This window comes from Lentzea aerocolonigenes (genome assembly GCF_000955955.1).
Taxonomy (GTDB): domain Bacteria; phylum Actinomycetota; class Actinomycetes; order Mycobacteriales; family Pseudonocardiaceae; genus Lentzea; species Lentzea aerocolonigenes_A.
The window spans coordinates 1-22,337 of sequence record NZ_JYJG01000411.1; the positions used below are offsets into that span (position 1 = coordinate 1).

Genomic DNA, 22,337 nt, shown 5'->3' on the forward strand with positions numbered 1-22,337 from the left:
CGCGACCTGACGAAGTACTACTAGCCGCAGGTGCGGGCGTACGGGATGGACGGCAGGTAACGGCGCCATTCGTCCTCGGTCAGATCTCTGGCCGCGGCCGCACAGAGGTGGGTGATCGCGTTCTCCGGGCTGGTGTCCCAGAACATCTGGGTCTGGTCCGCACTGCCGGTGGCGAGCACGCTCCCGTCAGGGCTGAACGCGACGGCGTGGACGCGCTGGGTGTGGCCGGTCAGGCGGGCGGTGATGGCCCGGCGCTCGACGTCCCACAGCACGACGGAGGCTTCACCGCTGGTGTAGGCGAGGGTGCGGCCGTCGGGACTGAACGCCACGCCGGTGAAGTCGGCATCGGTGTGGTCGGTGATGGTGACCAGCCGGGTACGGGTCGCGACGTCCCACAGGATGACGGTCTGGTCGTGGCTCGCCGTGGCCAGCAGTCGTCCGTCCTGGCTGAACGCCACGGCTCTCACCCAGCCGGTGTGGCCGGTCAGGGTGGCGAGCAGGGACCCGGTGGCGGGGTCCCACAACTTGACGGTCTGGTCGTGGCTCGCGGTGGCCAGCAGCCGTCCGTCGGGACTGAACCGCACTCCGTTGACCACCGCGGCGTGTCCGGTGAGGGTCCGGTCCACCGCGCCGGTCGCCAGGTTCCAGAGGCGGACCGTGCCGTCGGCGCTGCTGGTCGCCACCTGGCGGCCGTCCGGGCTGAAAGCCAGGCCGAGCACCTGTCCGGTGTGCCCGGTGCGGCGGACGGGCGTGCCGGTGCCGAGATCCCAGAGGGTGAGCGTGTTGCCGGCGGCACCGTCCGGGCAGCAGGGGTAGGGCTGGGTGGCGGTGGCCAGCGTGCGGCCGTCGGGGCTGAACGCGACCGCGTTGATGAACACCTCGGCGTCCGTGAGGATCGTGCGGAGGCTGTGATCGGCGTTGTCCCACAACGAGATCCTGTTGCGGCTGGCGGTGGCCAGCGTGCGGCCGTCCGGGCTGAACGCCACCGAACTGACCATTGTGGACTGTTGCGCGACGGCGGGCAGGCTGGGATCCCACAGGAAGATGGCACCGTCTTCGGTGCCGGCGGCGAGCACCGAGGTGCGCGGGTCGAACGCCACGGTGTAGACCGCGGTTCGAGGTCCGTTCAGCTGTCCGCGCAGCACCCGGTGGCGGGTGTCCCACAGCAGCACCGCGGTGTCGTCCCCGGCGGTGGCCAGGGTGCGCCCGTCCGGGCTGAACGCCAGTGCCATGACCAGCCCGGTTTTGTGGTGGGTGAAACTGGTCAGCCGCGTATGAGTGGCCACGTCCCACATGACCGCTGTGGTGTCACCGGTTCCCACCGCGAGTGTCGTGCCGTCCGGGCTGAAGGCGACGGCGTACGCACCGTCGGTGTGGCCCGTTAACGTGGCGGCCTGGGCGCCGCGGCCGACGTCCCAGAGGATCACGGCCGAGTCAGCCGAAGCGCTGGCGAGAATGTGCCCGTCGGGACTGAAAGCCAGTGCCAGCACGGCTTTGGCGTGACCGGACAGCACGGCCGAACGGGTGTGTGTCGCCAGGTCCCACAGGGTCACCTCGTTGTCGGTGGTCGTGGCCAGGGTGCGGCCGTCGGGGCTGAACACGATGTCCCGCATCCGTTTGGTCGCGGTGGTCAGCGTGGCGACGCGGATCCGGCGATCGAGGTCCCAGATCGCGATCTGGCCGTCTTCACCGCCGGAGGCCGCGGTGTGCCCGTCCGGACTCACGGCCGCGGCGGTCAGCCACGTGCGGTGCTCGGTGAGCGCGGCCGTCCGGGTGCGCCGGCCGAAGTCCCACAGGGACAGGGTCTGGTCGCGGCCGACACTGAGCAACGTGTTGCCGTCGCCCGAGAAGGCGACCTGGGAGACCGCGCCGGTGTGACCGCGGAGTGTGCCGAGGTGGCCTCGACGGGGTGACATGCTCAGCAACGCGCTGCGCGCCTCGGTCGTGGGTGCCGTGCGGTAGGCCTGCACGGCGAGCAGCATGGCGGTACCGGGTTCGGTGCCGGCCAGCCCGAGCGACTCGGCGGCGAGCTGCCGCGAGATCGCGATCTCCCGTTGTGCCACAACATCGCGGCGTTGCACGAGTGCGACCGCTCCGGCGCTGACGGCGGTCACCAGCAGCACGCTCAACGCGGCGACGAGGTAGCGGAGCTGCCGGTTGCGGCGAGCGGCTGCCGCGCGTTCGGAGTCCGCCAGGTCGATCGACGCGTCCAGGAACGCCCGCTCGACCGCGGTCATGGTGGTGGAACCGGCACTGCGCGCGGCCCACTCCCGCGCGACCGCGAGCCGCGCACCGCGGTACAACGCCCCGGAGTCGCGGTCCAGCGACGTCCAGGACTGGGCCGCCTCGCTGAGCTGCCGGTGCGTGCGCAGGTCGTCCCGGTCGGTGGTCAGCCACTGCCGCAGTCGCGGCCAGGCGCGGATGAGGGCTTCGTGCGCGATCTCGACGGTGTCCTCCCCGAGCACGACGAGCCGGGCGGCGGCGAGCCGCCCGAGCACCGCGTCGATGCACGGCAGGTCCAGCTCGGCGCGAGGGATCCGCCGGCGGGTGTCCTCGACACCCTCACCGAACGCGACCAGCCGCACGAACGCCTGCCGCACGGTGTCGCGCTGTCCGGCGTCGAAGCTTTCGTAAAGGCTTTCCGCAGTCCCGGCGATCGCGCCGGCCAGGCCACCGGCGGCCTCGTAACCGGTCACGCTCAGCACGTCGCCGCGCCGCTGCCGCCACGTCTCCAACAGCGCGTGGGACAACAACGGCAACACGCCGGGCTGCCCGGACGCCTCCGCCAGGATCTTCGTCATCAGCGCACGTTCGACGGTCAGCCCGGCCTGGGCGGCGGGTTTGGTGACCACGTCGCGCAGCTCGTCCTCGGTCAGCGCCGGAACGGGCACGTTCGCCCCCGCCAGCAACCCGGCCAGCACCGGCAGATCCACGCAGCGGGCGTAGAAGTCGGCCCGGATCCCCAGCACGACGGTCCCCCTCGGCTCCGGACCGCTCACCAGTGCCGCGATCCGGTCCACGAACGCGCGCCGCCGCGCCGGGTCCTGGCAGTGCGTGAACACCTCCTCGAACTGGTCTACGACGATGACCACCTCGCGGTCGCCCGGCGCCGTGTTCGCCGTCGTCACCTCGGGGTCACGCCCTGGCGTCATCAGCACCACCGAGGTGTCCTTCGCGGTGGACAGCGCCGGGATCAACCCCGCGCGCAACAACGAGGACTTGCCGCTGCCCGAGGCCCCGAACACCGCCAGGAACCGCTGCCGCTCCAGCAATCGCACGAGGCAGGCCACCATCGCGTCCCGCCCGAAGAAGCGGGCACCGTCCTGCACCCCGTAGCTGAGCAGTCCCTGGTAAGGCGGGTCGTCTCCCGGTGGGCGACCCGTGGCGCACGCCGCGGCCGTCTGCCGCCACCGCCGCTCCCAGCGGACCGGATCCCCGCCACACGCCCGCACGTAGGCCAGCGTCACGGCCAAAGTCGGCAACTGCCTCCCGCCGGCGGCATTGGCCAGCGTCGGCGCGGAAAAACCCGCCCGCGCGGACAATTCCCGATAACCCGGACTACCCGCCTTCCGGCGCAGTTCCCGCAATTCGACGGCCAGCGATTCGACCGGTCCGGAACCGGTCAGCTCGCGCTCCGGACGTGGCACAACCCCTCCCAGGTCAGCACACCCACCTGATTCCACTTGTACACGGAGTTGTTAGGCCGGAACAGGGCTGGGCAACAACAGAACGACCAGCTCAGATTGACGAATGAAGTTGTTGGTTCGACAGAACAGGACAAGAGCGACGCTGGTGCTGATCGGCACGCTGGCGGCGATGACCCTGGTGAACGTCGGATCGGCCTCCGCTGCCGGAGGCGACTGGCTCCAGGGCATCTACCCGAACGCAGGCCCACCGACCAACTGGCGCCACGTGGCCGACATTCGGCGGGTCACCGTCGTCGTCTGCCGGGACAACTCCCGGTGGGACGAATGCACCAGCCGCGACTACTACCCGTAGAAACAATCAGGGGGAATGAAATGCACAGGACGAAAGGCCGGTTGTCACGAGCGATCGCCACATTCGGCGTCGCGTTCCTGGTGGCGACCGGACTGACGATCATTTCGGCACCTGCCGCCTCCGCGTCCACCTGCACCTGGGTCGGCACCCGCCAGCTCTGCGGCGCGGTGAAGAACAGGACCGGCCGGACCTTGAGCTACACGCGCAACCTCGGCAGCGGTTCGGGTTCCTGCGCCGTGTGGAACCGCAGCGGCGGACCGGTGGAGGACTGGTGGCCCGCTTCGTGCGACCAGAAGGCGATGGGCAACGGCACGGTGGGCGGGAACAACACCGGCGTCGACGTCGACGCGTTCTCGTTCAACGGAGAGGGCTACCACGAGAGGTTCGGCCGCCTCGGCACGTGGCACTGGCGGACGAGAGGGGTCTGGACGAAGTTCCCCGACGGCTCCGTCGCGGACTGCGGGGTCGGCGACGGCAACGAGATCTGGTGCACCGTGCTGGTCCAGCTCTGAATGACACCGGGGGTCGGTCGCGCCGGACGTCGAGCACGTCCGGCGCGACCGTCACACACCCAGCCAGCGCAACGCGTCCTGCACTGTCCGAACCACCTCGGCGGCCGGCAGCGGCGGCCGTCGCACGATCACGACCGGAATCTCCAGCCGTTGCGCCGCTTCGAGCTTCGCCGACGTCATCGCACCACCGCTGTCCTTGGTCACCAGCACGTCGATCCGCCGCGACCGCATCAGTTCCAGCTCACCGTCCACGGTGAACGGACCGCGCGACAGCAGCACCTCGATCCGTTGCGGCATGGGCGGTTCCGGCGGTTCGACCATTCGCGCGAGGAACCACTGCGCACACCCGGCGAACTCGGCGAGATCCTGCCGCCCAGTGGTCAGGAACACCCGCGAACCAGGCAGATTCCGCGCCGCCGAGGCCACGCTGTCCTCCCACTGCCACCCCTCGAGCGGCGCGAAACCAGGCCGCCGCAGAACCAGGAACGGCACCCCGGCGAGCGCGCAGGCCTCGAAGGCGTTCCCGGTGATGCGCGAGGCGAACGGGTGTGTGCCATCGACGACAGCGCGGATGTCGTTGTCCCGCAAGTACTCCGCCAACCCGGAAACCCCGCCGAACCCGCCGACCCGTACCTCGCCCTCAGGAAGACGGGGGGCGCTCACCCGGCCGGCCAGGGAGGACATGATCCGCTCAGCCGATCCCGATCTCCCCACCAGAAGCCGAGCCAGTTCGCGAGCCTCCCCCGTGCCGCCGAGGATCAGGATCATCGAACGCGCGTGGCCGAGTACAGGTGACTGTCCGGGAACTGCGTCGCCCCCAGCGTCCGCCCCACGATGATCACCGCGGTGCGCTTGATCCCAGCCGCCTCAACCTGAGCAGCGATGTCGTCCAAGGTCCCGCGCAACACGACCTCGTCAGCGCGAGACGCATAGGCCACCACCGCGACCGGACAATCCAGCCCGTAGTTCGGGACCAGCTCGGCGACCACGTCAGCAATCCGTTGCACAGCCAGATGAAGCACCAGAGTCGCGTGCGAACGACCCAGCGTGTCCAGGTCCTCACCGTCCGGCATCGGCGTGGCCCGCTGCGAAGTCCTGGTCAGGATCACCGTCTGTCCCACGCCGGGCACAGTCAGTTCCCGTTGCAACGAAGCCGCCGCGGCCGCGAACGCGGGCACGCCGGGCGTCACGTCATAAGCAATCCCGAGGGCGTCCAACCGGCGCATCTGCTCAGCCATCGCGCTGAACACCGCGGGATCCCCGGAGTGCAACCGAGCCACGTCCGACCCGGCCTCATCAGCCGCGACCAGCTCGGCCACGATCTCGTCCAACGTCAACGAGGCGGTGTCGACGAGACGAGCCCCGGCAGGACAGAACTCCAGCAACTCGACCGGCACCAACGCCCCGGCGTACAGGCAGACCGGCGAAGACTCGATCAGCGAACGCCCGCGCACGGTGATCAGATCAGCAGCGCCAGGACCAGCGCCGATGAAGTGCACGGTCACTTGACCACGCTCCAGGTCGTCACCGGCATGTGCGGTCGCCATCCGGTGAACTTCCCGACGGAAGACCCCCGGTTCACCGCGATGCGAACCAGGTCCCCGCCGAGCCGCGCGTACCACTGCGCCACCACGGCCTCTGACTCCAACGTCACCGCGTTCACCACCAGACGACCACCGGCACCGAGCGCGTCCCAGCAGGTCTGCACCACACCGGGAACCGTCAGCCCGCCGCCGATGAAGATCGCGTCGGGCTTCTCCAGTCCTTCGAGAACTGCAGGAGCCCGTCCAATGTGGACCTCGACGCCGGGCACGCCCAACGACGCAGCGTTACGCACGATTCGCTCTGCGCGCACGGCATCCTGCTCCACCGCGATCGCCCGGCACGTCGGGTGCGTCCGCGCCCACTCGATCGCGATCGAGCCCGAACCTGCCCCGACATCCCACAACAGCTGCCCCGGCAACGGCGCCAACGTCGACAGCGAAATAGCCCGCACCTCACGTTTGGTCAACTGGCCGTCAGTCTCGTACGCGTCGTCCGGCAGCCCTGGCACCCGCGAGTAGGCGCTCCCGGCGTACTCGGCAGCGATGACGCACAACGGATCCGCACTTTCCCCGGACCACTGGTAGACCCGCTCGGCAGGCCCACCCAACTGCTCCAAGACTGTAATCGGCCCAGCGAGTTCCGCAACGGTTGCAGGATCACCACCGAGTACCAATATCCGGCGTCCCGGCGTCAGCGCAGGCCGCAGCAGGTCGGGCGAGCGTCCCACCAGCGACACGACCTCGACCTCGTTCAACGCCCACCCGAGCCGCGCACACGCCAGCGACACGGACGACGGATGCGGAATCACGGTCACCCTCGGCCCCAGCAGCCGCACCAGAGTGGTGCCGATTCCATGGAACATGGGATCGCCGGACGCCAGCACGCACACGTCGCGGTAGCGCTCGAAAAGCGAGGGCAACGCCGGGACCAGCGGCGACGGCCACGCCACCCGCTCGAAGTCCCCTGGCACCAGATCGAGCTGCCGCTGACTCCCCATCAGCACCCGCGCGCCGCGAACCGCGTTCTGCGCGGCCGGCGACAGCCCGTCCCACCCGTCGGCCCCGATGCCGACAACGGTGACATCAGCGACGTCAGACGGTTCCGGAGACACGCTGCACCTGAATCTCGATCACCACACGCGTCGGGTTCACGCGAGGCTGCCGGTACCGCACCGCGTACCGCCGCACAGCCTCGTCCACGGAAGCGGCGTCGTCCCGGACCACCGCCGGTCCCTCCAACGTGGACCAACGGCGACCGTCCACCTGGCACACAGCCGCGTAACCAGCGCTGCGCACGTGCTTGACCTTCCACGAACCACCGTCGGTGATGATCCGCGCCACTCCGGCCTCAAGATCGAGCGTGACCCCGACGGGCACCACGTGAGGAGTGCCATTCGGACGCACAGTGGACAGCGTGCACAGGTGCCGCTCCGTCCAGAACTCGGCGAACTCGGCGCCCCGCTCGATCGACATGCCACGAATCATGCCCAAGCGGCCCCCTCGACACGAAATCGAGGGGGCCGTGTTCCAGAGCACTACGGATAGCTGACGACGTTCACCGGCACTGTGCCCGGCGGTGTCACCGCACCCGCGTTGTTCACGACATGGGTGATCGTTCCCTGGTAGTTGAGCGAGACGGTCAGCAGGTTGTGCATCCGCACGCCGGACCGGTTGGGCACCTCGAACGCGTTCTCGGCGCGCACCGACGGGTTGACGTTGAAGAAGCAGTAGCTGCCCAGTCCCCACGCCTCGTGCGTGGTGACGTTGTCGCCGACCTTGTAGGCCGCGTACCCGGCCTGGCCGTTCGGCCTGTTCCAGGACGCCTGGTTCGGCACGTCGTACGGCATCTCGTTCTGGAAGAAGATCGTCCGCCCGCCGTTGCCGTTCCAGATCACCTGGTACTTCTGGTAGTGCTCGACGAACAGCCCGGTGGCCAGCACGTTGTTGCCGTTCACGACGAGGCCCGTGTCACCGATCGCCTCGTTCCAGCCCCAGGTGCCGGCGTTGCCGTGGTCGGCGCGCCAGATCCAGGTGTGGTCGATGATCGTGTTGTTGCTGTTGACGACCAGGCTGTTGGTCGCCTTGCCGGGGACCGCCCCGCCGACGCGGAAGAACACGTCCTGCAGCGTGGTCGGGTTGGCCTCGTGCGAGGCCGACGAGCCGGACGGCCCGACCGTCAGCAGGGAGTTCGACAGGGTCGTGCCCGCGTCGAACAGGATGCCCTTGATCCGCACGCCGTCGACGTCCGCGACCTGCATGGCCGTGACACCGTTCTGCGGCACGATCGTCGCGTAGCCGATGCCCAGCACCACCGTGTTCGGCCGGGTGATGTTGATCGTCTGGTTGACGTTGTAGATGCCGGGCGTGAAGAACAGGTTGCAGCCGCTCGCCAGCGCCGCGTTGATCGTCGAGGCCGTGTCCCCGGACTTCACGACGTAGAACTGGCTCATCGGCAACGAGCTGCCCGGCGTGCCGCCGTTGACCCACGACGCACCGGAGGCGTTGGTGCGCAGGGAAGGCAGGAAGACCCGGTACTTCCCGCCCTCGAAGTAGAGGTAGGGAACGTCGCGCGACACCGGCGTGGTGGCGAGCGTGGTCTCCGGCGGCGTCGGGAAGGTGTTGGCCGGTGCCCCGGGAGTTCCGGAGAACACCATGTTCCACACACCGCCATCCCAGCTGCCGTAGTTGGAATCGCGCGTGTACCACTGCTGCTGCGAGATGGACGCCGTCTGCCCCGACACCCGCGTGTCAGCGGTGTAGCCACCCGACGCGAAACCATAGGAAGCCGGGTACAGCGCCAAGTTGCCGCGGACGTCCATGCGGCGGAACGGTGCCGCCTGCGCCACCGCCCACCGGTTGGTGCCGCTGCTCGGGTTGACCGCCATGTTCTCGGCAGACCGCCAGAAGTTCTGCAGCGCAACACCCTTGTCCGACTCGTTGAACGCGTCGACCGTGATGTCGCCGTTGATCACGACGTCGCCGGGGTTGCGCCCGAGCCCGGAAACCGAGGTGTAGTAACCGACATCGTCGTGGACGTTGTACGTGCCCGGCTTGAACAGGTGCGCGACCCGGCGCGACGCCATCTGCGCCGTCAGCGTGTCCTTCTGCTGGTTGAAGTCCGCGTCGAGCTGCGTCTGGATGCTCGCGGCGGACATCGACGGGTCGAAGATCCGCGTGTTCGGCCCGAAGTTCGGCGTGTCGGACTGCACACAGCCCTGCTGGGTCCCGATCGTGTAAGTAGCGCTGGCCACGGACGAGTTCGCCAGCCCGGCCTTGATCCCGATCGCGTTGACGGTTCTGGAGCTGGGAACCGAAATCGGGCCGCTGTAGAGCGGGGAGCTCGCCGTCGGCGTCGAACCGTCCACTGTGTACCGGATCGACGCGCCAGAGGTGGCCGTCGTGATCGTCACCGTCTGAGCGGACGTGTACGCACCGCCAGGTGGGCTAAAACTCGGCATCGCAACGGGTGCCTGCGTGCTGCCGTGCGTGTAGGTGAAGTGCGGCGTGTCGTACTGAGGGCCGCTCTTCTCGTAGGTGAACCAGTACTCGATCACGCTGCCCGACGACAGCCCACCGACAGTCTTCTGCCACACACCACTGTTGTTGGTCATGCGGAAGTTCTGCTGCGGCACGTTGGTGACCAAGTAGTGCACGTCCACGTACAGCGCGGGAGTCGTAGGCTTGAAGTCGATCCTCGCCTGACTGGCGTCTAGCGCCGTCACGTTCTGCGTGTAGTCGTCGGCGGCTGAAGCCGCCTCGGACATCGCCAATGACGACAGAGCAATCACTGCGGCGGCGAAGCCGGCCCGCCATCTCGTCTTTGAGAGCGCTCTCACACCTGGGAACGGTAAGCAGGAAAGACCCGAAAAGACAAGCGACGTTTTCACCCGAACGAGCCCGTACCTTGGACCGAAAACAACCCATAGCGTTTTCCGTATGACCCAAGCGACATCCACCGCGTACAGCCGGGACCTCGGCGACGAGCTGCGACTGCTGCGCGAGCGGTTCTCGACCCTCAATGGCCGCAAGTTCGCGATCCAGCTTGGATGGGATCCAAGCAAGGTCTCGAACATCGAGAACGGCAAGGCGCGCGCGAGCGAGATCGACCTCGCGCAGTACCTTACCGCGTGCGGCATGGACATAGAATTCTTCGATGACTTCAAGCGCCGCTACTACAACGCCTTCGACCTCGTCTGCGCCCAGACGCTGAGCAGTCTCCGCACCGTCGCGATGACCGAGTCGACGGCCACGAAGATCACCAGCTACGAGGTGACGTCACATCCCGGCCTGTTGCAGACGAGAGAGTTCGCGCGCGAGCTGCTGGCAGAAGGCGCGGTCCACCCGCCGGAAGACGTCGAGCGGCTGGTCCAGGCACGCATCGACCGCCAGACGGTGCTGCGGAGGCCGTTCCGCCCGGAGTTCCTGTTCTACATCCACGAACTCGCACTGCGGCAGCGGGTGGACGACGCCAAGATCATGGAAGACCAGTACCTGCGCCTGCTGTGCAACACGAACCTGATCCGGATCGTGCCCCTGGACGTCGGGACCGCCTCGCTCGAAACGGGGTTCACCCTGTACGAGTTCGACAAGGCCGCCCCGATCGTCTTCAGCGAGACCAACCTGGTCCAGGTGTTCGCGCAGGACGACATCGTCGTCAAGCAGTGCAGGGACCTGTTCGAGCGACTGGATTCGCTGGCCCTGGACGCGGAACGGTCGAAGAGCAGGCTGGCCGAGTACGTCAGCGCGGTTCGGGAGGGTCGGCTCGGTTCTCGTTGAGGTAGTTGTAGATCGTGTAGCGGGTGACCTCCAGGACACCCGCTAGATGATCGACGGAGTCGCGGATCAGGAAGAACCCCGCCTCGTCGAGCACGCGCACGACCTGCGACTTGTGCACCTTCTTCATGAGCTCGACCGGAACGCCGACGTCCGCGATGGCTTTCTCGACCAGCACCCGTTGGAGCGTGTCCACGTCCTGCGGGAACGACTCCACCGGTCCGGAAGCCTCGTGCGCGGCCAGTTTGTTGACGCACAAGCACCCCACGGCCACACCGGCCGCGTCCCGCACGAACGTCGTCGACGACCAGATCGCGCGCCCGTCCGGCGCGTAGGTCTCGTAGCCCGGCATGTCCGTGGTGGTGCCACGCCGCACGAGCCCCAGCAACAGGTCGGTCATCGGCCCGCCCACCTGGCGTCCGGTGAGCGACCCGGCGATCGCGATGATCGAGTTGGGCAGCCGCGCCAGGTCGTGCACCACGACCTCGGTGTCCGGTCCGAGCGCGGAAGCGAGGCTGTCGACGGTCGGCACCAGTGCGGACAACGCCGCCGGCACCGGTGACGAAGCCGCCCCGGACAACGACTTCAGGGCCGCGCGGACGCGTTCCAGCGTGCCGCGCGAAGTCGTGGCGTGCGGCGACAACCGGACGTGCTCGGGCCTGACCGTTGCCGTGATGCCGAAGGCGTTCAACGCTTCCCCGACCTTGGGAGCCGCCTCGGGCATCGTGAACGCCAGGATCCCTGCCCGGCGTTCACGGGCCGACACGATCTTGCCGCCGCACGACAGCACGGTGTCCTCGAGCTCGGCGACCACCTCGGCCACGGCGCTGTCCAGCGCGGAAACCCCTGCCAGCTCGACCAGTTCAAGGGCTTCCGCGAACGCACCCGACACCACCGGCGAGAGATTCGTGATGTTCCACGAGGTGGCGTCCGGGGCGGTGGCGTGCACGATGTCGTCGAACAGACCCGCGTCGACCGCGCCCGTCCAGCCGGACAGCACGGGCTTCAGGCGTTCCAGAGCACGGTCCGACAGCACGACGAATCCCGTGCTCCACCCGGCCCGCAACCACTTCTGCCCGCCGACCACGAGCACGTCCGCGAGCTCCCACGGCTCGTCGACGACCCCGAATCCTTGGATCCCGTCCACGATCAGCAACCGGTCGCCGATCACCTCGCGGAGCGTTGCGAGGTCGGCGCGATAGCCGGTGCGGAAGTCCACAGCGGACACCGACAGAGCGGAAACCTCAGGCGTCAGACGGGTTGCGACGGCGGCGGGCGCCACCGGCCCTTCGAACACCACCGACGGCAGCCCCGCCCGCACCCACGGGTAGGTGTTGGACGGGAACTCCGACGCCGAGTACATGACCGTGCCGGACAGCCCGAACGCGGCCTGGAACAAGCCGGCGGACGTGTTCGGGATCAGCGCCACGTGGTCGGTGTCGGAGTGGCACAACCGGGCAACGGCGGCCTTCACCCGTTGTTCCTCGCGCATCAGCGTGTCCACTGTGGATGGACCAGCCAGAGAGGCCTGCTCCATCAGGCGCGAGGTGGCCGTGACCACCGGGATCGACGGCGGGCCGAAGCGGGCGAAGTCGAGGTACCCCTCCGGTTCGCGGAACTGGGCGAGGTACGAGGCGTCGATCAACTCAAAGCACCTTTGCGAGGAACTGTTGCGTGCGCGGCTGTTGTGGATTGTCCAGCACATCGGCCGGTGTGCCGCTCTCCACCACGGCTCCGTCGACGAGGAACACCACGCGGTCGGCGACCGAGCGGGCGAAGCCGATCTCGTGAGTGACCACGATCATCGTCATGCCGTCGCGGGCCAGCGAGGTCATCACGTCGAGCACCTCGCCGACCAGCTCCGGGTCCAACGCGGACGTGGGCTCGTCGAACAGCATCAGCTTGGGCTTCATCGCCAGAGCACGCGCGATCGCAACACGTTGCTGCTGACCGCCGGACAGCTGCGCCGGGTACGAGGCTGCTTTTTCGGCCAGTCCTACCCTTTCCAGCAGCGCGGACGCCTCCGCGCGCACCTCGGCCCGGTTGCGCTGCAAAACCTGGACCGGGCCCTCCATGACGTTCTCCAGCGCCGTGCGGTGTGGGAAGAGGTTGAAGCGCTGGAACACCATGCCGACGTCGCGGCGCTGGTGAGCCGCTTCGCGTTCACGCAGCTCGTAGAGCTTTCCGTGCGCCGACCGGAACCCGACGGGCACGCCGTCGACCCAGATCCGGCCGGCGTCGATGGTCTCCAGGTGGTTCACGCACCGGAGAAAAGTGCTCTTGCCCGCGCCCGACGGCCCGAGCAGGCAGACGACCTCGCCGCGCTCGACCTCCATGTCGATGCCCTTGAGCACCTCGGTGTGGCCGAACGACTTGCGGACCCCAACGGCCTCAACGAGGGCCATAAGCACGCTCCAGGTAGTGCTGCCCGATCGACGCGAGGGACACCATCACGAGATACCAGGCCGCCGCGGCGAACAGGGTTTCCATGATCTCCAGGTTGCGCGAGGAGATGTTGTTCGCCGCGTGGATGAGCTCCAGGAAGGCGATCACGGACGCCATCGAGGTGCCCTTGATCATGTTGATGAAGTTGTTGCCGGTCGGCGGGATGATCACGCGCATCGCCTGGGGCAGCACGACTCTGCGCAGCGTGGTCAGCGGAGTCATGCCGATCGACTTGGCCGCTTCGGTCTGGCCCTCGTCGACACTGCTCAGGCCCGCGCGGACGATCTCGGCCATGTAGGCGCTCTCGTTGAGCCCCAGGCCGAGCAGCGCCGCGACGAACGCGGTCATCACCACGTTCGTCGGGACGCTGAAGAGCATCGGGATGCTGATGTTCTTGAACACCAGCGCGAGGTTGAACCAGATCAGGATCTGCAGCAGCACCGGCAGCCCGCGGAACAGCCAGATGTAGCCGACGGCGAACCACCTCGCGACGGGGTTCGCCGAGAGCCGCATCAACGCGACGACGACGCCGAGGACGATCGCGCCGCCCTGTGCCGCGATCGCGAGCACGATGGTGTTGAGCAGGCCTTCGAGCATCACGGGGTGCGTGAAGAACCCCGGCACGTCCTCCCACTGGATCTGCGCCTCGGCCATCGCCCAGCCGAGGCCCGCGATGATCAGCACGACGATCGCCGCGCTGACCCAGCGTCCCGGATGGCGAAGCGGGACTACTTCGAGGTTCTCGCGCAGATCACTTGCCATTGATCGCGGCCTTGGTGATCGCGCCCTGCTTGATGTCCCAGGTGGTGAGGATCTTGGTGTACGTGCCGTCGTCGATCAGCGCCTGCAGCGCGCCCTTGATGGCCTCGGACAGTTTGGCGTTCTGCTTGTTGACGCCGATGCCGTACGGGCCGCCGTTGATCGGGGCGAGCGGGACGACCTCGAAGTAGCTGCCGTCACCGGCGGTCTTCGCGACGTAGACGGCGGTCGGCAGGTCGTTGAGGATCGCGGCGACTCGGCCGGTGCGCAGCTGGTTCTGGTTGCCGGTGTCGCTGTCGGTGACGCTGAGCTGGACCTCGGGCTTGCCCTGCGCCTTGCACTTCTCGCTCTGCTCCTTGCCGAACTGCTCCTGCGAGCTGCCGAGGTTCACCGCGATGCCCTTGCCGCACAGGTCGTCCGGCCCCTTCACGCCCTGCGGGTTCCCCTTCTGCACCATGATCGTGATGCCGGAGGTGAAGTAGTCGACGAAGTCGATCTTCTGCTGGCGCTCGGCGGTGTCGTTCATCGCCGCCATCGTGACGTCGACCCGCTTGGTCTCGAGGCTCGTGATCAGCGAGCTGAACGCCATGTCGCTGTGCTCGGCCCGCAACCCGAGCTTGGCCGCGATCGCCTTGATCAGGTCGACCTCCGACCCCATCGGCGTCTTGCCGTCCTGGTCGTAGAAGTTGTTCGGCGGGTTCTGGATGTTCGACCCGACCTTGAGCTTCCCGCTCGACGCGATCTCGGCGGGCACCAGCGCGGCGAGCGCGTCGTCCTTCTTGACACTCGACAGGTCGGACGACGGCGGGGTGCTCGTCTGGGTGGAGTCAGACGTGCCTCCGCAGGCAGCAAGCGTTGCGACGAGCAACGAGGTCACGAGCAGGCGCGGCATCATGACGGGGACCGTACAACGCTCTGTTGAACACGTCCACAAAAAGTTGAAGTCACGCCTGGCAAGCGGTGGGCGAGCACCGCAGGGCGCGCATGACCGCGAGGCGGGTAGCGCATCTCACCCAGAAGACGAGCACGCACCACGAGCTGTCCGAGGCCGAGCTCAAGGTCGCGAAGCTCGCCGCCCGGGGCCACACCAACCGGGAGATCGCGGACCGGCTGTTCATCACCGCGAGCACCGTCGAACAGCACCTGACCCGCGTGTATCGCAAGCTCAACGTCAAGTACCGGACGGACCTGCCGGCAGGCCTGGCAGGGTGACCGGGGGCACGCGGGGGAATTCCGGACCCGCGTCGTTCGTTGAACGAACCGCCCCCAGGAACCAACGAGGAGGACCAAATGGCGACGGTCGAGCTGACCACAGAGAACTTCGACGATGTGGTCGGCGGGTCCGGCATCGTTCTGGTCGACTTCTGGGCCGAGTGGTGCGGCCCGTGCAAGGCGTTCGGCCCCACGTTCGAGGCCGCGTCGGAGAAGAACGAGGACCTGGTGTTCGGCAAGGTCGACACCGAGGCGCAGCAGGAGCTGGCGGCGACGTTCGGCATCCGCAGCATCCCGACGCTGATGATCGTGCGCGAGGGTGTCGTGCTGTTCTCGCAGCCGGGTGCGCTGCCGGGCAACGCGCTGGACAGCCTGATCCAGCAGGCGCGCGACGTGGACATGGAAGAGGTCCACGCGAAGGTGAAGGAAGCCCAGCAGGGCTGATTGACAAAACCGGCATGCGGGTACCTGACGTGCATGAACACCGACACGTCGACCGCAGAGCTGGTCAACCGGCTCTCCGAGCAGGTGAGCAGGCTCGCGCGCGACGAGATTCGTCTCGCGGTCGCTGAGCTCAAGGACAAGGGCAAGCACGCCGGTGTCGGCGCCGGGATGTTCGGCGCGGCCGACGTGTTCGCGTGGTGGGGCGGGCTCAGCGTCGTCGCGGGCCTGATCCTGCTGCTCTCGCTCGTACTACCGCCGTGGGCGGCCGCGTTGATCGTCGCGGCCGCCCTTTTGCTCGTCGCGGGCATCGCGGCGCTCATGGGACGCGCTCAGGTCCGGCGTGCCGCACCCCCGTTGCAGGTGGTGGAGAACGTCCAGCAGGACATCAAGACGATCAAGGAGCATGCGCACCGATGAGCGATCCCAAGGAAGAGCTGCAGCGCGACGTCGAACGCACCCGCCGTGAGCTCGGCGAGACCGTGGAAGCGTTGGCGCACAAGGTGGACGTGCCCGGCCGGGTGAAGGAGCAGGCGCACGACACCAAGGTCAGGATGACCGTCGCCACCAACGAGGCGATCAACTCGCTGCCGGAGCCGGTGGCTCTGCAGGTGGAGAAGGCGCGCAGGCATCCCGCGGCGATTGCGGCGGTGCTCATCACGCTGGTCCTCGTGATCTGGAAACTTTCCAGGAGGAATGGATGAAGTTCCTGTACCGCCCACTGGGAATGTTGCTCGGCGCGTTGGGAGGGTTCCTCGCAACCGCGATCTTTGGTCAAGTGTGGAAAGTCGTGGGGCATGACGAAGAAGCGCCCAGCGCGACGATGCGGAACCGCACGTGGCGCGAGGTCCTGCTGGCCGCGGCGTTGCAGGGAGCCATCTTCGGCCTGGTGAAAGCCGCGATCGACCGCGGCGGCGCCAAGGGATTTCAGAAGCTGACCGGCAAATGGCCCGGCGACGAAGAGGATTGATCGCCGCTGGAACCGGTCCCGGAAATCGTCCCTGTTGAGACGCAAAGGTACACACCAATCGTTTTGCGACTTAATCTGACGGTCTCCTGCGAAAGGGCCGGTGATGACTCGTCAGTTGCGGGCTCGCGCGCTGTCCTCGAGGTTCGAGCCGCTGTCCACCGTCGCGGACGATCCGGCTCGCTCCCGGCTCGGCGTCGTGCGGTTCGCCGACACGTCGTTCAACCCGGTGCTGCGGGACGGGCATCCGGAACTGACCGTGCACCTGGCTCCCGACGACCGGCGCGGGTTCGCCGAGATCTGGACGAGCTCGCGCGGCGTCGAGTCAGGTGAGCACAAGGCGATCACCTACGCCCACGACGGCGAGTACCTGTTCTGCGCCGGGCGAATTCCGCCGTGCGACGAGCACACCTACGCGGGCCGGCTCGCGTTCCGCGCGGCGCTGGAGCTTGCCGGGAAGCTCGGCTACCACCACGTCTTCCGCATGTGGAACTACCTGCAGGACCTCAACCCGCAGACCTACCGCGAGTTCCTGCTGGGCCAGGCGGAGGCGTTCGCGAAACGCCCGGTCACCTGGAGCGGCCTGCCCGCGGCGACCGTGGTCGGGTCTTTGGGCGGCGGGATCGCGTTCCACTTCATGGCCTGCCGCACCGGCACGCCGGTCACGCTGATCTCGCCGAGCGGCGCACGGGGCGTCTACGTGCACGGCCGGCTGTTCTTCACGGCACCCTCGCTGGACGACGCCGAGGAGCTGATGAGCGCGGCCACCCTCGCGCAGTGGGGCATCGACGACGGTTTCGGCCTGCACGACATCACGACCCTGAAGGCCTACGCGCGGCAACCGGGTGATCTTTCGCTGGCCCGGTTCGACTGCGACACGCGTCTGGATCGCGAGACATCGGTGGCCTATCTGCAGGCCACGCTGCTCCAGGAAGACCGCGCCGTGGAGTTCGAAGGCATCGCGGGCTGAGGTCTTTCGGCACTGCAACCGCTTGAATACTCAACTATTCTAGGTCGCATGCCACAACCAGAGGGTGCGGAGCTCGACGCGATCAGGGCCAAGCGCGACGAGCTGCGCGAACAATACGTGCGACCGCTCGAGGAACGCGGCGGCTCGCCCACTCGCGGCGTCCACCACATCGCGTTGATCTGCAAGGACGTCGAGGAGACCATCAAGTTCTACCAGGAGTTCCTCGGTTTCCCCCTGGTGGAGCTGGTCGAGAACCGCGACTACCGCGGCTCCAGCCACTTCTTCTTCGACCTCGGCAGCAAGAACCTGCTGGGGTTCTTCGACTTCCCCGGCCACGACCACCCGGCGTTCATGGAGACGATCGGCGCCGTTCAGCACCTGGCGTTGTCGATTTCCCCCGAGCGGTTCGACGAGATCAAGGCCAAGCTGGACGACGGCGGGATCGAGTACCTCGGCCCCGACCGCGGCGTCGAGGACAGCCTGTACATCCGCGACCCCAACGGTGTAGGGATTGAGTTCTACCGGGAGGAACTCGGCGAGTTCGAGGGCACGACCCTGATCAAGTGAACGGAGTCGCAGCGTGGCGCAAGAGGTCAAGGGTGTTGTCGCCAGAGGAAAAGGCCAGCCGGTCGAACTGACCACTGTGCTCGTTCCCGATCCCGGTCCCGGCGAGGCCGTGGTGAAGGTCCAGGCGTGCGGCGTCTGCCACACCGACCTGCACTACCGCGAGGGCGGCATCAACGACGAGTTCCCGTTCCTGCTGGGCCACGAGGCCGCGGGTGTCGTGGAGTCCGTCGGTGAGGGCGTCGCCGACCTGGCGCCCGGCGACTTCGTGGTGTTGAACTGGCGCGCGGTGTGCGGTACCTGCCGCGCGTGTCGTCGTGGCAAGCCCTGGTACTGCTTCTCGACGTTCAACGCCTCGCAGCCCATGACGTTGGCGGACGGCACTCCGTTGTCGCCCGCGCTGGGAATCGGTGCGTTCGCCGAGAAAACCCTTGTCCACTCAGGACAGTGCACGAAGGTCGATCCTTCCGCGCGTGCGGCGGCCGTCGGTCTGCTGGGTTGCGGTGTGATGGCCGGCGTCGGTGCCGCCATGAACACAGGCGGGGTTTCTCGCGGCGACTCGGTGGCCGTGATCGGCTGCGGCGGCGTGGGTGACGGCGCCATCGCGGGTGCCCGCCTCGCCGGTGCCGCGAAGATCATCGCGGTCGACACCGACCCGCGGAAGCTGGAGTGGGCCAAGGGTTTCGGCGCGACCCACACGGTCAACGCCCGCGAGGTCGACGACGTCGTCACGGCCATCCAGGACCTGACCGACTCGTTCGGCGCGGACGTGGTGATCGACGCCGTGGGCCGCCCGGAAACCTGGAAGCAGGCCTTCTACGCCCGCGACCTGGCCGGAACCGTTGTCCTGGTGGGAGTCCCGACCCCGGACATGAAGCTGGACATGCCGCTGATCGACTTCTTCTCGCGCGGCGGCTCGCTGAAGTCCTCGTGGTACGGCGACTGCCTGCCCACCCGCGACTTCCCGATGCTCGTCGACCTGTACCAGCAGGGCCGATTCGACCTGGACGCGTTCGTCAGCGAGGAGATCGCGCTGGACGGCGTCGAAGGTGCTTTCGAGAAGATGCACCACGGCGACGTGCTGCGATCGGTAGTGGTCTTCTGATGCTCCGTGTCGATCACACCATCACGTCCGGCACTTTTTCCTTGGACGGCGAGACCTTCGACGTGGACAACAACGTCTGGGTGATCGGTTCGTCCGAGGAGTGCGTCGTCATCGATGCCCCGCACGACGTGGACGCGATCCTGAAGCTCGTCGACGGGCGTCGTGTCGTGGCGATTCTGTTGACCCACGCTCATGACGACCACGTGCGGGTGGCTCCGGATCTCGCCCACGCGACCGGTGCGCCTCTCGCGCTCCACCAGGACGACCACATCGTCTGGTCGTTGACGCACACCGGCGTGATCCCGCACCAGGCCCTGCAGGACGGCCAGGTGCTGACCGTGGCGGGCGAGGAGATCCACGTGCTGCACACGCCTGGGCATTCGCCTGGTGCCGTGTGCTTCTACGTGCCTTCGCTGGGCGCGGTGTTCACCGGCGACACGCTGTTCCAGGGCGGGCCGGGCGCGACCGGCCGGTCGTTCTCGGACCGGCCGACGATCGAGAGGTCCATCAGGGAGAAGCTGTTCGAGCTGCCCGGCGACACCGTGGTGCACACGGGCCACGGCCCGGACACGACGATCGCGGCAGAGGTTTTCTAGGGTCGGCACAGACCCTTGGGGTCGTACCGAAGTACCGGGCTGCCTGTGCCGTCACCAGCGTCCAGGGAGCATGAGAAGGTTCGCGTTGGTCCTCATGCTCCTGTCGGGCCTCGTCACCACGGCCACTCCGCTGCAGGCACAGGCAGCCCGCCCCGACATCATCGTCTTCCTGGTCGACGACCTGTCGGCAGACCTGCTGAAGTACATGGACAACACCTACTTCGTCTCGAACTCGCTGTGCTGCCCGTCGCGGGCCTCGATGTTCACCGGCGAGCTCCCGCACAACACGGGCGTGCTCACCAATGGCCCGCCACCCAACGGCCAGTTCTGCGGCACCGCCGGATGCCCGCAGGCGTTGCTCCCCGACTGCCCCGACGCGAACTGCGCAGGCATCCCGGCACCGGGAAGCCGATGCTGTGCGTCAACCCGAACCGCGACGCGAAGACGCCGTACAGCAACGCGATCGCCCGCAACTGCCCGAAGGCCTACAGCTGATCCAAGCACGACCAGGAGCCGGGCAACCGCGTCATGTACAGCTGCCGCGACTGCAACAAGCTGACCGTCACGTTCCACTGACCGCCAGAACAGCTAGAACCGCGGGGGCCGCTTCTCCAGGAACGCCGACACGCCTTCCTCGTAGTCGGCACTCGAAGCGGCCTCCGCGTACAGCGCCCGCACGAAGTCGTCCTCGTGGCCGCCGTCCGTGATCGAGTTGACGATCTTCTTGGCCCCGCGCACCGACACCTGCGCGCGACCCGCGATCTGTTCGGAGAGTTCCTTCACGCGGGCGTCCAACGAGTCGACGACCTCGTTCACGAGACCGATGCGCAGCGCCGTCGCCGAGTCGATCAAATCCGCCGAGAACAGGATCTGCTTCGCCCAGGCGGGTCCGACCGCGTCGACGAGGGCCTTGGTCGAGGTGAAGTTGTAAACGATGCCGAGTTTCGCGGGCGTGATGCCGAATCGTGCATCGAAAGATGCCACCCGAATGTCGCAAGCGAGGGCTATCTCGCACCCACCGCCGACGCAGAAACCGGAAATCGCGGCAATCGTCGGCTTGTCCAGCTGGGCAATGGCGCGTTCGCCGTTGTGCACAGCCTCGCCGTAGTGGGCGGCGCCCGCGGCACCGCGCCTGAGCGTCGAGAACTCGGCGATGTCGGCACCGGCGGAGAAGTGCTCGCCACCCCGGATCACCAGCACCCTGACCCGCTCATCAGCGGAAACGCGTTCCATCAACCCGGGCAGCGCGGACCACATGTCGTAGCTCATCGCGTTGCGCTTGGCCGGTCGGTTGATCGTCAACGTGGCGACCGGACCGGCCACGGACAGCTCCAGGAACTCGCTCACAGGCCGCACGATACCCAGAGCCTTCTGGCGCCACGCCCGGTCTCAGATGGGAACAATGCGTTCACGCCCTTGTAAAGTTCCCTGCCGAAGAGGGGAGGGAAGTGTGACCGCGGCCGGCATCGGTGCTTCCACCCTCCGCACGTTCGCGGTGCGGTTGCGCACCAGTGCGCCCGTCTCGGCGCGCATCCTCTCGGAACTGGCGAGCGAGCTCGACAGGGGCGGGCCGGTGGCCGACCTGCTCTGTTCGCACAGCGCCGTGCACAGCCCGCTGTTCGGCATCCAGGCGCTCGCGGGGGTGAGACTCCTGATGCTGTCAGGAAAAGCGCCGGAGCTGAGCCAGCGGTTCGCCAGCGCCCACGCCGCCGCGATGGCCGGCGAGTCCGACTCCACGGCGCTGCTCGCGTGGCTGGCGGCACGCCGCGCCATCGTCGAGAACGCGGGCGAGATCCTGGCCGCGCTCGACCGGACGGTTCAGCAGCACCAGCCGAAGACCGCCGGGTTCCTGCTCCGCGGCCTCACGATGATCGGCGCGCCCAAGGTGAGGCTCCTCGAACTGGGCGCCTGCGCGGGCCTCAACCTCATCCTCGACCGCTACCGCTGGTTCGGCCTCGGCTGGGAGTGGGGCGAGAAGGACTCACCGGTCCGGCTTGCCGCCGTCGGCCCGCAGCCGCCCGAACTGGAGATCGTCGACCGCGCGGGCTGCGACCTGCAGCCGCGCGACCCGTCCGATCCCAAGCACGCGATGATCCTGCACTCGTTCATCCCGCCGGAGCACGACTCGCTGCGGTGGGACCTCGACGACGCCATCGAACTGGCCGGGAAAGTCGGCGTGAAGGTCGCCAGGTCGCCGGCCGGGCGGTGGCTGCGGGAGAACCTCGTCCCGCCCGACGAGCGCGGCACGTACACGGTGATCTGGCACAGCTCGTTCTGGGCGTACCTGACCGAGGACGAGCGCAACGAGATCGAGACGACCCTGACGGCCGCGGCGGGCTCGATGCCGCTCGCGCGCGTTGCCTACGAGTCGATTGATTTTCGCTCAAACCCCAGGCTGACGGTCACCATCTACAGCTAGTAGTGCTTCGTTAGGTCGCGCTGACCTGGGC

The 22,337-nt window shown here is 67.6% G+C and carries 25 protein-coding genes; 14 read left to right on the forward strand and 11 right to left on the reverse strand.

Translation table 11 applies throughout. The features are described from left to right. Positions 1-20: 20 nt before the first annotated feature. Positions 21-3,647: a PD40 domain-containing protein gene (locus tag UK23_RS41120; protein ID WP_045317227.1), complete on the reverse strand. Its 3,627-nt coding sequence runs from the start codon at positions 3,645-3,647 to the stop codon at positions 21-23. A 103-nt stretch (positions 3,648-3,750) separates the two neighbouring features. Between UK23_RS41120 and UK23_RS41125 the strand changes: the two genes are divergently transcribed. Continuing rightward, positions 3,751-3,999 carry a hypothetical protein gene (locus tag UK23_RS41125; RefSeq protein WP_156213756.1) on the forward strand — a complete coding sequence of 83 codons (249 nt, stop codon included), beginning with the start codon at positions 3,751-3,753 and terminating at the stop codon, positions 3,997-3,999. 20 nt (positions 4,000-4,019) lie between these two features. Then, positions 4,020-4,511 (forward strand): hypothetical protein, encoded by a 492-nt coding sequence (locus tag UK23_RS41130; RefSeq protein WP_045317229.1) that lies wholly within the window; start codon positions 4,020-4,022, stop codon positions 4,509-4,511. 51 nt (positions 4,512-4,562) lie between these two features. On the opposite strand, the gene UK23_RS41135 is transcribed toward UK23_RS41130, so the two are convergent. The 5 genes from UK23_RS41135 to UK23_RS41155 all read right to left on the reverse strand — a co-directional run bounded on the left by UK23_RS41135 (position 4,563) and on the right by UK23_RS41155 (position 9,891). Further along, on the reverse strand, positions 4,563-5,279 hold the full coding sequence (locus UK23_RS41135; protein ID WP_045317230.1) for a cobalt-precorrin-6A reductase: 717 nt from the start codon (positions 5,277-5,279) through the stop codon (positions 4,563-4,565). After that, positions 5,276-6,016, reverse strand: coding sequence for a precorrin-4 C(11)-methyltransferase (cobM, locus tag UK23_RS41140; RefSeq protein WP_045317231.1), 741 nt, complete (start codon positions 6,014-6,016; stop codon positions 5,276-5,278). The genes UK23_RS41135 and cobM overlap by 4 nt, the downstream gene beginning before the upstream one ends. After that, positions 6,013-7,167 carry a bifunctional cobalt-precorrin-7 (C(5))-methyltransferase/cobalt-precorrin-6B (C(15))-methyltransferase gene (locus UK23_RS41145; protein ID WP_045317232.1) on the reverse strand — a complete coding sequence of 385 codons (1,155 nt, stop codon included), beginning with the start codon at positions 7,165-7,167 and terminating at the stop codon, positions 6,013-6,015. Before UK23_RS41145 ends, cobM begins: the two co-directional genes overlap by 4 nt. Then, the gene (locus UK23_RS41150) at positions 7,148-7,528 is read right to left on the reverse strand and encodes a TIGR03618 family F420-dependent PPOX class oxidoreductase (RefSeq protein WP_045317233.1); all 381 of its coding nucleotides are present in this window, start codon (positions 7,526-7,528) and stop codon (positions 7,148-7,150) included. The genes UK23_RS41145 and UK23_RS41150 overlap by 20 nt, the downstream gene beginning before the upstream one ends. A 62-nt stretch (positions 7,529-7,590) precedes the next feature. Beyond that, a complete protein-coding gene (locus tag UK23_RS41155) occupies positions 7,591-9,891 on the reverse strand; it encodes a chitobiase/beta-hexosaminidase C-terminal domain-containing protein (RefSeq protein ID WP_045317234.1) in 2,301 nt (766 codons plus the stop codon). 100 nt (positions 9,892-9,991) lie between these two features. Here UK23_RS41155 and UK23_RS41160 point away from each other — a divergent pair, with 100 nt between their 5' ends. After that, complete coding sequence (locus UK23_RS41160; protein ID WP_045317235.1) at positions 9,992-10,831, forward strand: helix-turn-helix domain-containing protein; 840 nt, start codon at positions 9,992-9,994, stop codon at positions 10,829-10,831. Here the strand turns inward: UK23_RS41160 and UK23_RS41165 are convergent. Genes UK23_RS41165 through UK23_RS41180 form a run of 4 tightly spaced genes read right to left on the reverse strand, consistent with a single transcriptional unit; the run spans position 10,794 to position 14,927 of the window. Then, the gene (locus tag UK23_RS41165) at positions 10,794-12,533 is read right to left on the reverse strand and encodes a PAS domain-containing protein (protein ID WP_082115398.1); all 1,740 of its coding nucleotides are present in this window, start codon (positions 12,531-12,533) and stop codon (positions 10,794-10,796) included. The genes UK23_RS41160 and UK23_RS41165 overlap by 38 nt on opposite strands. Then, a complete protein-coding gene (locus UK23_RS41170) occupies positions 12,475-13,233 on the reverse strand; it encodes an amino acid ABC transporter ATP-binding protein (protein WP_045317237.1) in 759 nt (252 codons plus the stop codon). The genes UK23_RS41165 and UK23_RS41170 overlap by 59 nt, the downstream gene beginning before the upstream one ends. Then, entirely contained in the window at positions 13,220-14,035 is an 816-nt protein-coding gene (locus UK23_RS41175; protein ID WP_045317238.1) for an amino acid ABC transporter permease, read from the reverse strand. Before UK23_RS41175 ends, UK23_RS41170 begins: the two co-directional genes overlap by 14 nt. Beyond that, complete coding sequence (locus tag UK23_RS41180; RefSeq protein WP_045317239.1) at positions 14,025-14,927, reverse strand: ABC transporter substrate-binding protein; 903 nt, start codon at positions 14,925-14,927, stop codon at positions 14,025-14,027. Before UK23_RS41180 ends, UK23_RS41175 begins: the two co-directional genes overlap by 11 nt. An 89-nt stretch (positions 14,928-15,016) precedes the next feature. Here UK23_RS41180 and UK23_RS41185 point away from each other — a divergent pair, with 89 nt between their 5' ends. The 10 genes from UK23_RS41185 (at position 15,017) to UK23_RS54320 (ending at position 20,382) form a co-directional block, all read left to right on the forward strand. Next, positions 15,017-15,244 carry a helix-turn-helix domain-containing protein gene (locus UK23_RS41185; RefSeq protein ID WP_082115400.1) on the forward strand — a complete coding sequence of 76 codons (228 nt, stop codon included), beginning with the start codon at positions 15,017-15,019 and terminating at the stop codon, positions 15,242-15,244. Positions 15,245-15,322: 78 nt separating this feature from the next. Next, a complete protein-coding gene (gene trxA, locus UK23_RS41190; protein ID WP_045317241.1) occupies positions 15,323-15,688 on the forward strand; it encodes a thioredoxin in 366 nt (121 codons plus the stop codon). 33 nt (positions 15,689-15,721) lie between these two features. Beyond that, positions 15,722-16,105, forward strand: a complete 384-nt coding sequence (locus UK23_RS41195) for a phage holin family protein (RefSeq protein WP_045317242.1) — start codon at positions 15,722-15,724, stop codon at positions 16,103-16,105. Continuing rightward, positions 16,102-16,389, forward strand: coding sequence for a DUF3618 domain-containing protein (locus UK23_RS49390; RefSeq protein ID WP_052685493.1), 288 nt, complete (start codon positions 16,102-16,104; stop codon positions 16,387-16,389). Before UK23_RS41195 ends, UK23_RS49390 begins: the two co-directional genes overlap by 4 nt. Next, positions 16,386-16,655 carry a DUF4235 domain-containing protein gene (locus UK23_RS41205; protein ID WP_045317243.1) on the forward strand — a complete coding sequence of 90 codons (270 nt, stop codon included), beginning with the start codon at positions 16,386-16,388 and terminating at the stop codon, positions 16,653-16,655. The genes UK23_RS49390 and UK23_RS41205 overlap by 4 nt, the downstream gene beginning before the upstream one ends. 103 nt (positions 16,656-16,758) lie before the next feature. Beyond that, positions 16,759-17,622 carry a hypothetical protein gene (locus tag UK23_RS41210; protein ID WP_156213757.1) on the forward strand — a complete coding sequence of 288 codons (864 nt, stop codon included), beginning with the start codon at positions 16,759-16,761 and terminating at the stop codon, positions 17,620-17,622. Positions 17,623-17,670: 48 nt separating this feature from the next. Beyond that, a complete protein-coding gene (locus UK23_RS41215) occupies positions 17,671-18,189 on the forward strand; it encodes a VOC family protein (RefSeq protein ID WP_045317245.1) in 519 nt (172 codons plus the stop codon). A 13-nt stretch (positions 18,190-18,202) separates the two neighbouring features. Next, the gene (locus UK23_RS41220; protein ID WP_045317246.1) at positions 18,203-19,291 is read left to right on the forward strand and encodes an S-(hydroxymethyl)mycothiol dehydrogenase; all 1,089 of its coding nucleotides are present in this window, start codon (positions 18,203-18,205) and stop codon (positions 19,289-19,291) included. Next, a complete protein-coding gene (locus tag UK23_RS41225) occupies positions 19,291-19,887 on the forward strand; it encodes an MBL fold metallo-hydrolase (RefSeq protein ID WP_045317247.1) in 597 nt (198 codons plus the stop codon). The genes UK23_RS41220 and UK23_RS41225 overlap by 1 nt, the downstream gene beginning before the upstream one ends. Before the next feature lie 342 nt (positions 19,888-20,229). Next, positions 20,230-20,382, forward strand: a complete 153-nt coding sequence (locus tag UK23_RS54320; protein ID WP_231114908.1) for a hypothetical protein — start codon at positions 20,230-20,232, stop codon at positions 20,380-20,382. A gap of 93 nt (positions 20,383-20,475) precedes the next feature. Here the strand turns inward: UK23_RS54320 and UK23_RS41230 are convergent, their stop codons facing one another. Continuing rightward, entirely contained in the window at positions 20,476-21,234 is a 759-nt protein-coding gene (locus UK23_RS41230) for an enoyl-CoA hydratase/isomerase family protein (protein WP_045317248.1), read from the reverse strand. A gap of 103 nt (positions 21,235-21,337) precedes the next feature. Here UK23_RS41230 and UK23_RS41235 point away from each other — a divergent pair, with 103 nt between their 5' ends. After that, positions 21,338-22,306 carry a DUF2332 family protein gene (locus UK23_RS41235; RefSeq protein ID WP_045317249.1) on the forward strand — a complete coding sequence of 323 codons (969 nt, stop codon included), beginning with the start codon at positions 21,338-21,340 and terminating at the stop codon, positions 22,304-22,306. Positions 22,307-22,337 lie beyond the last annotated feature (31 nt).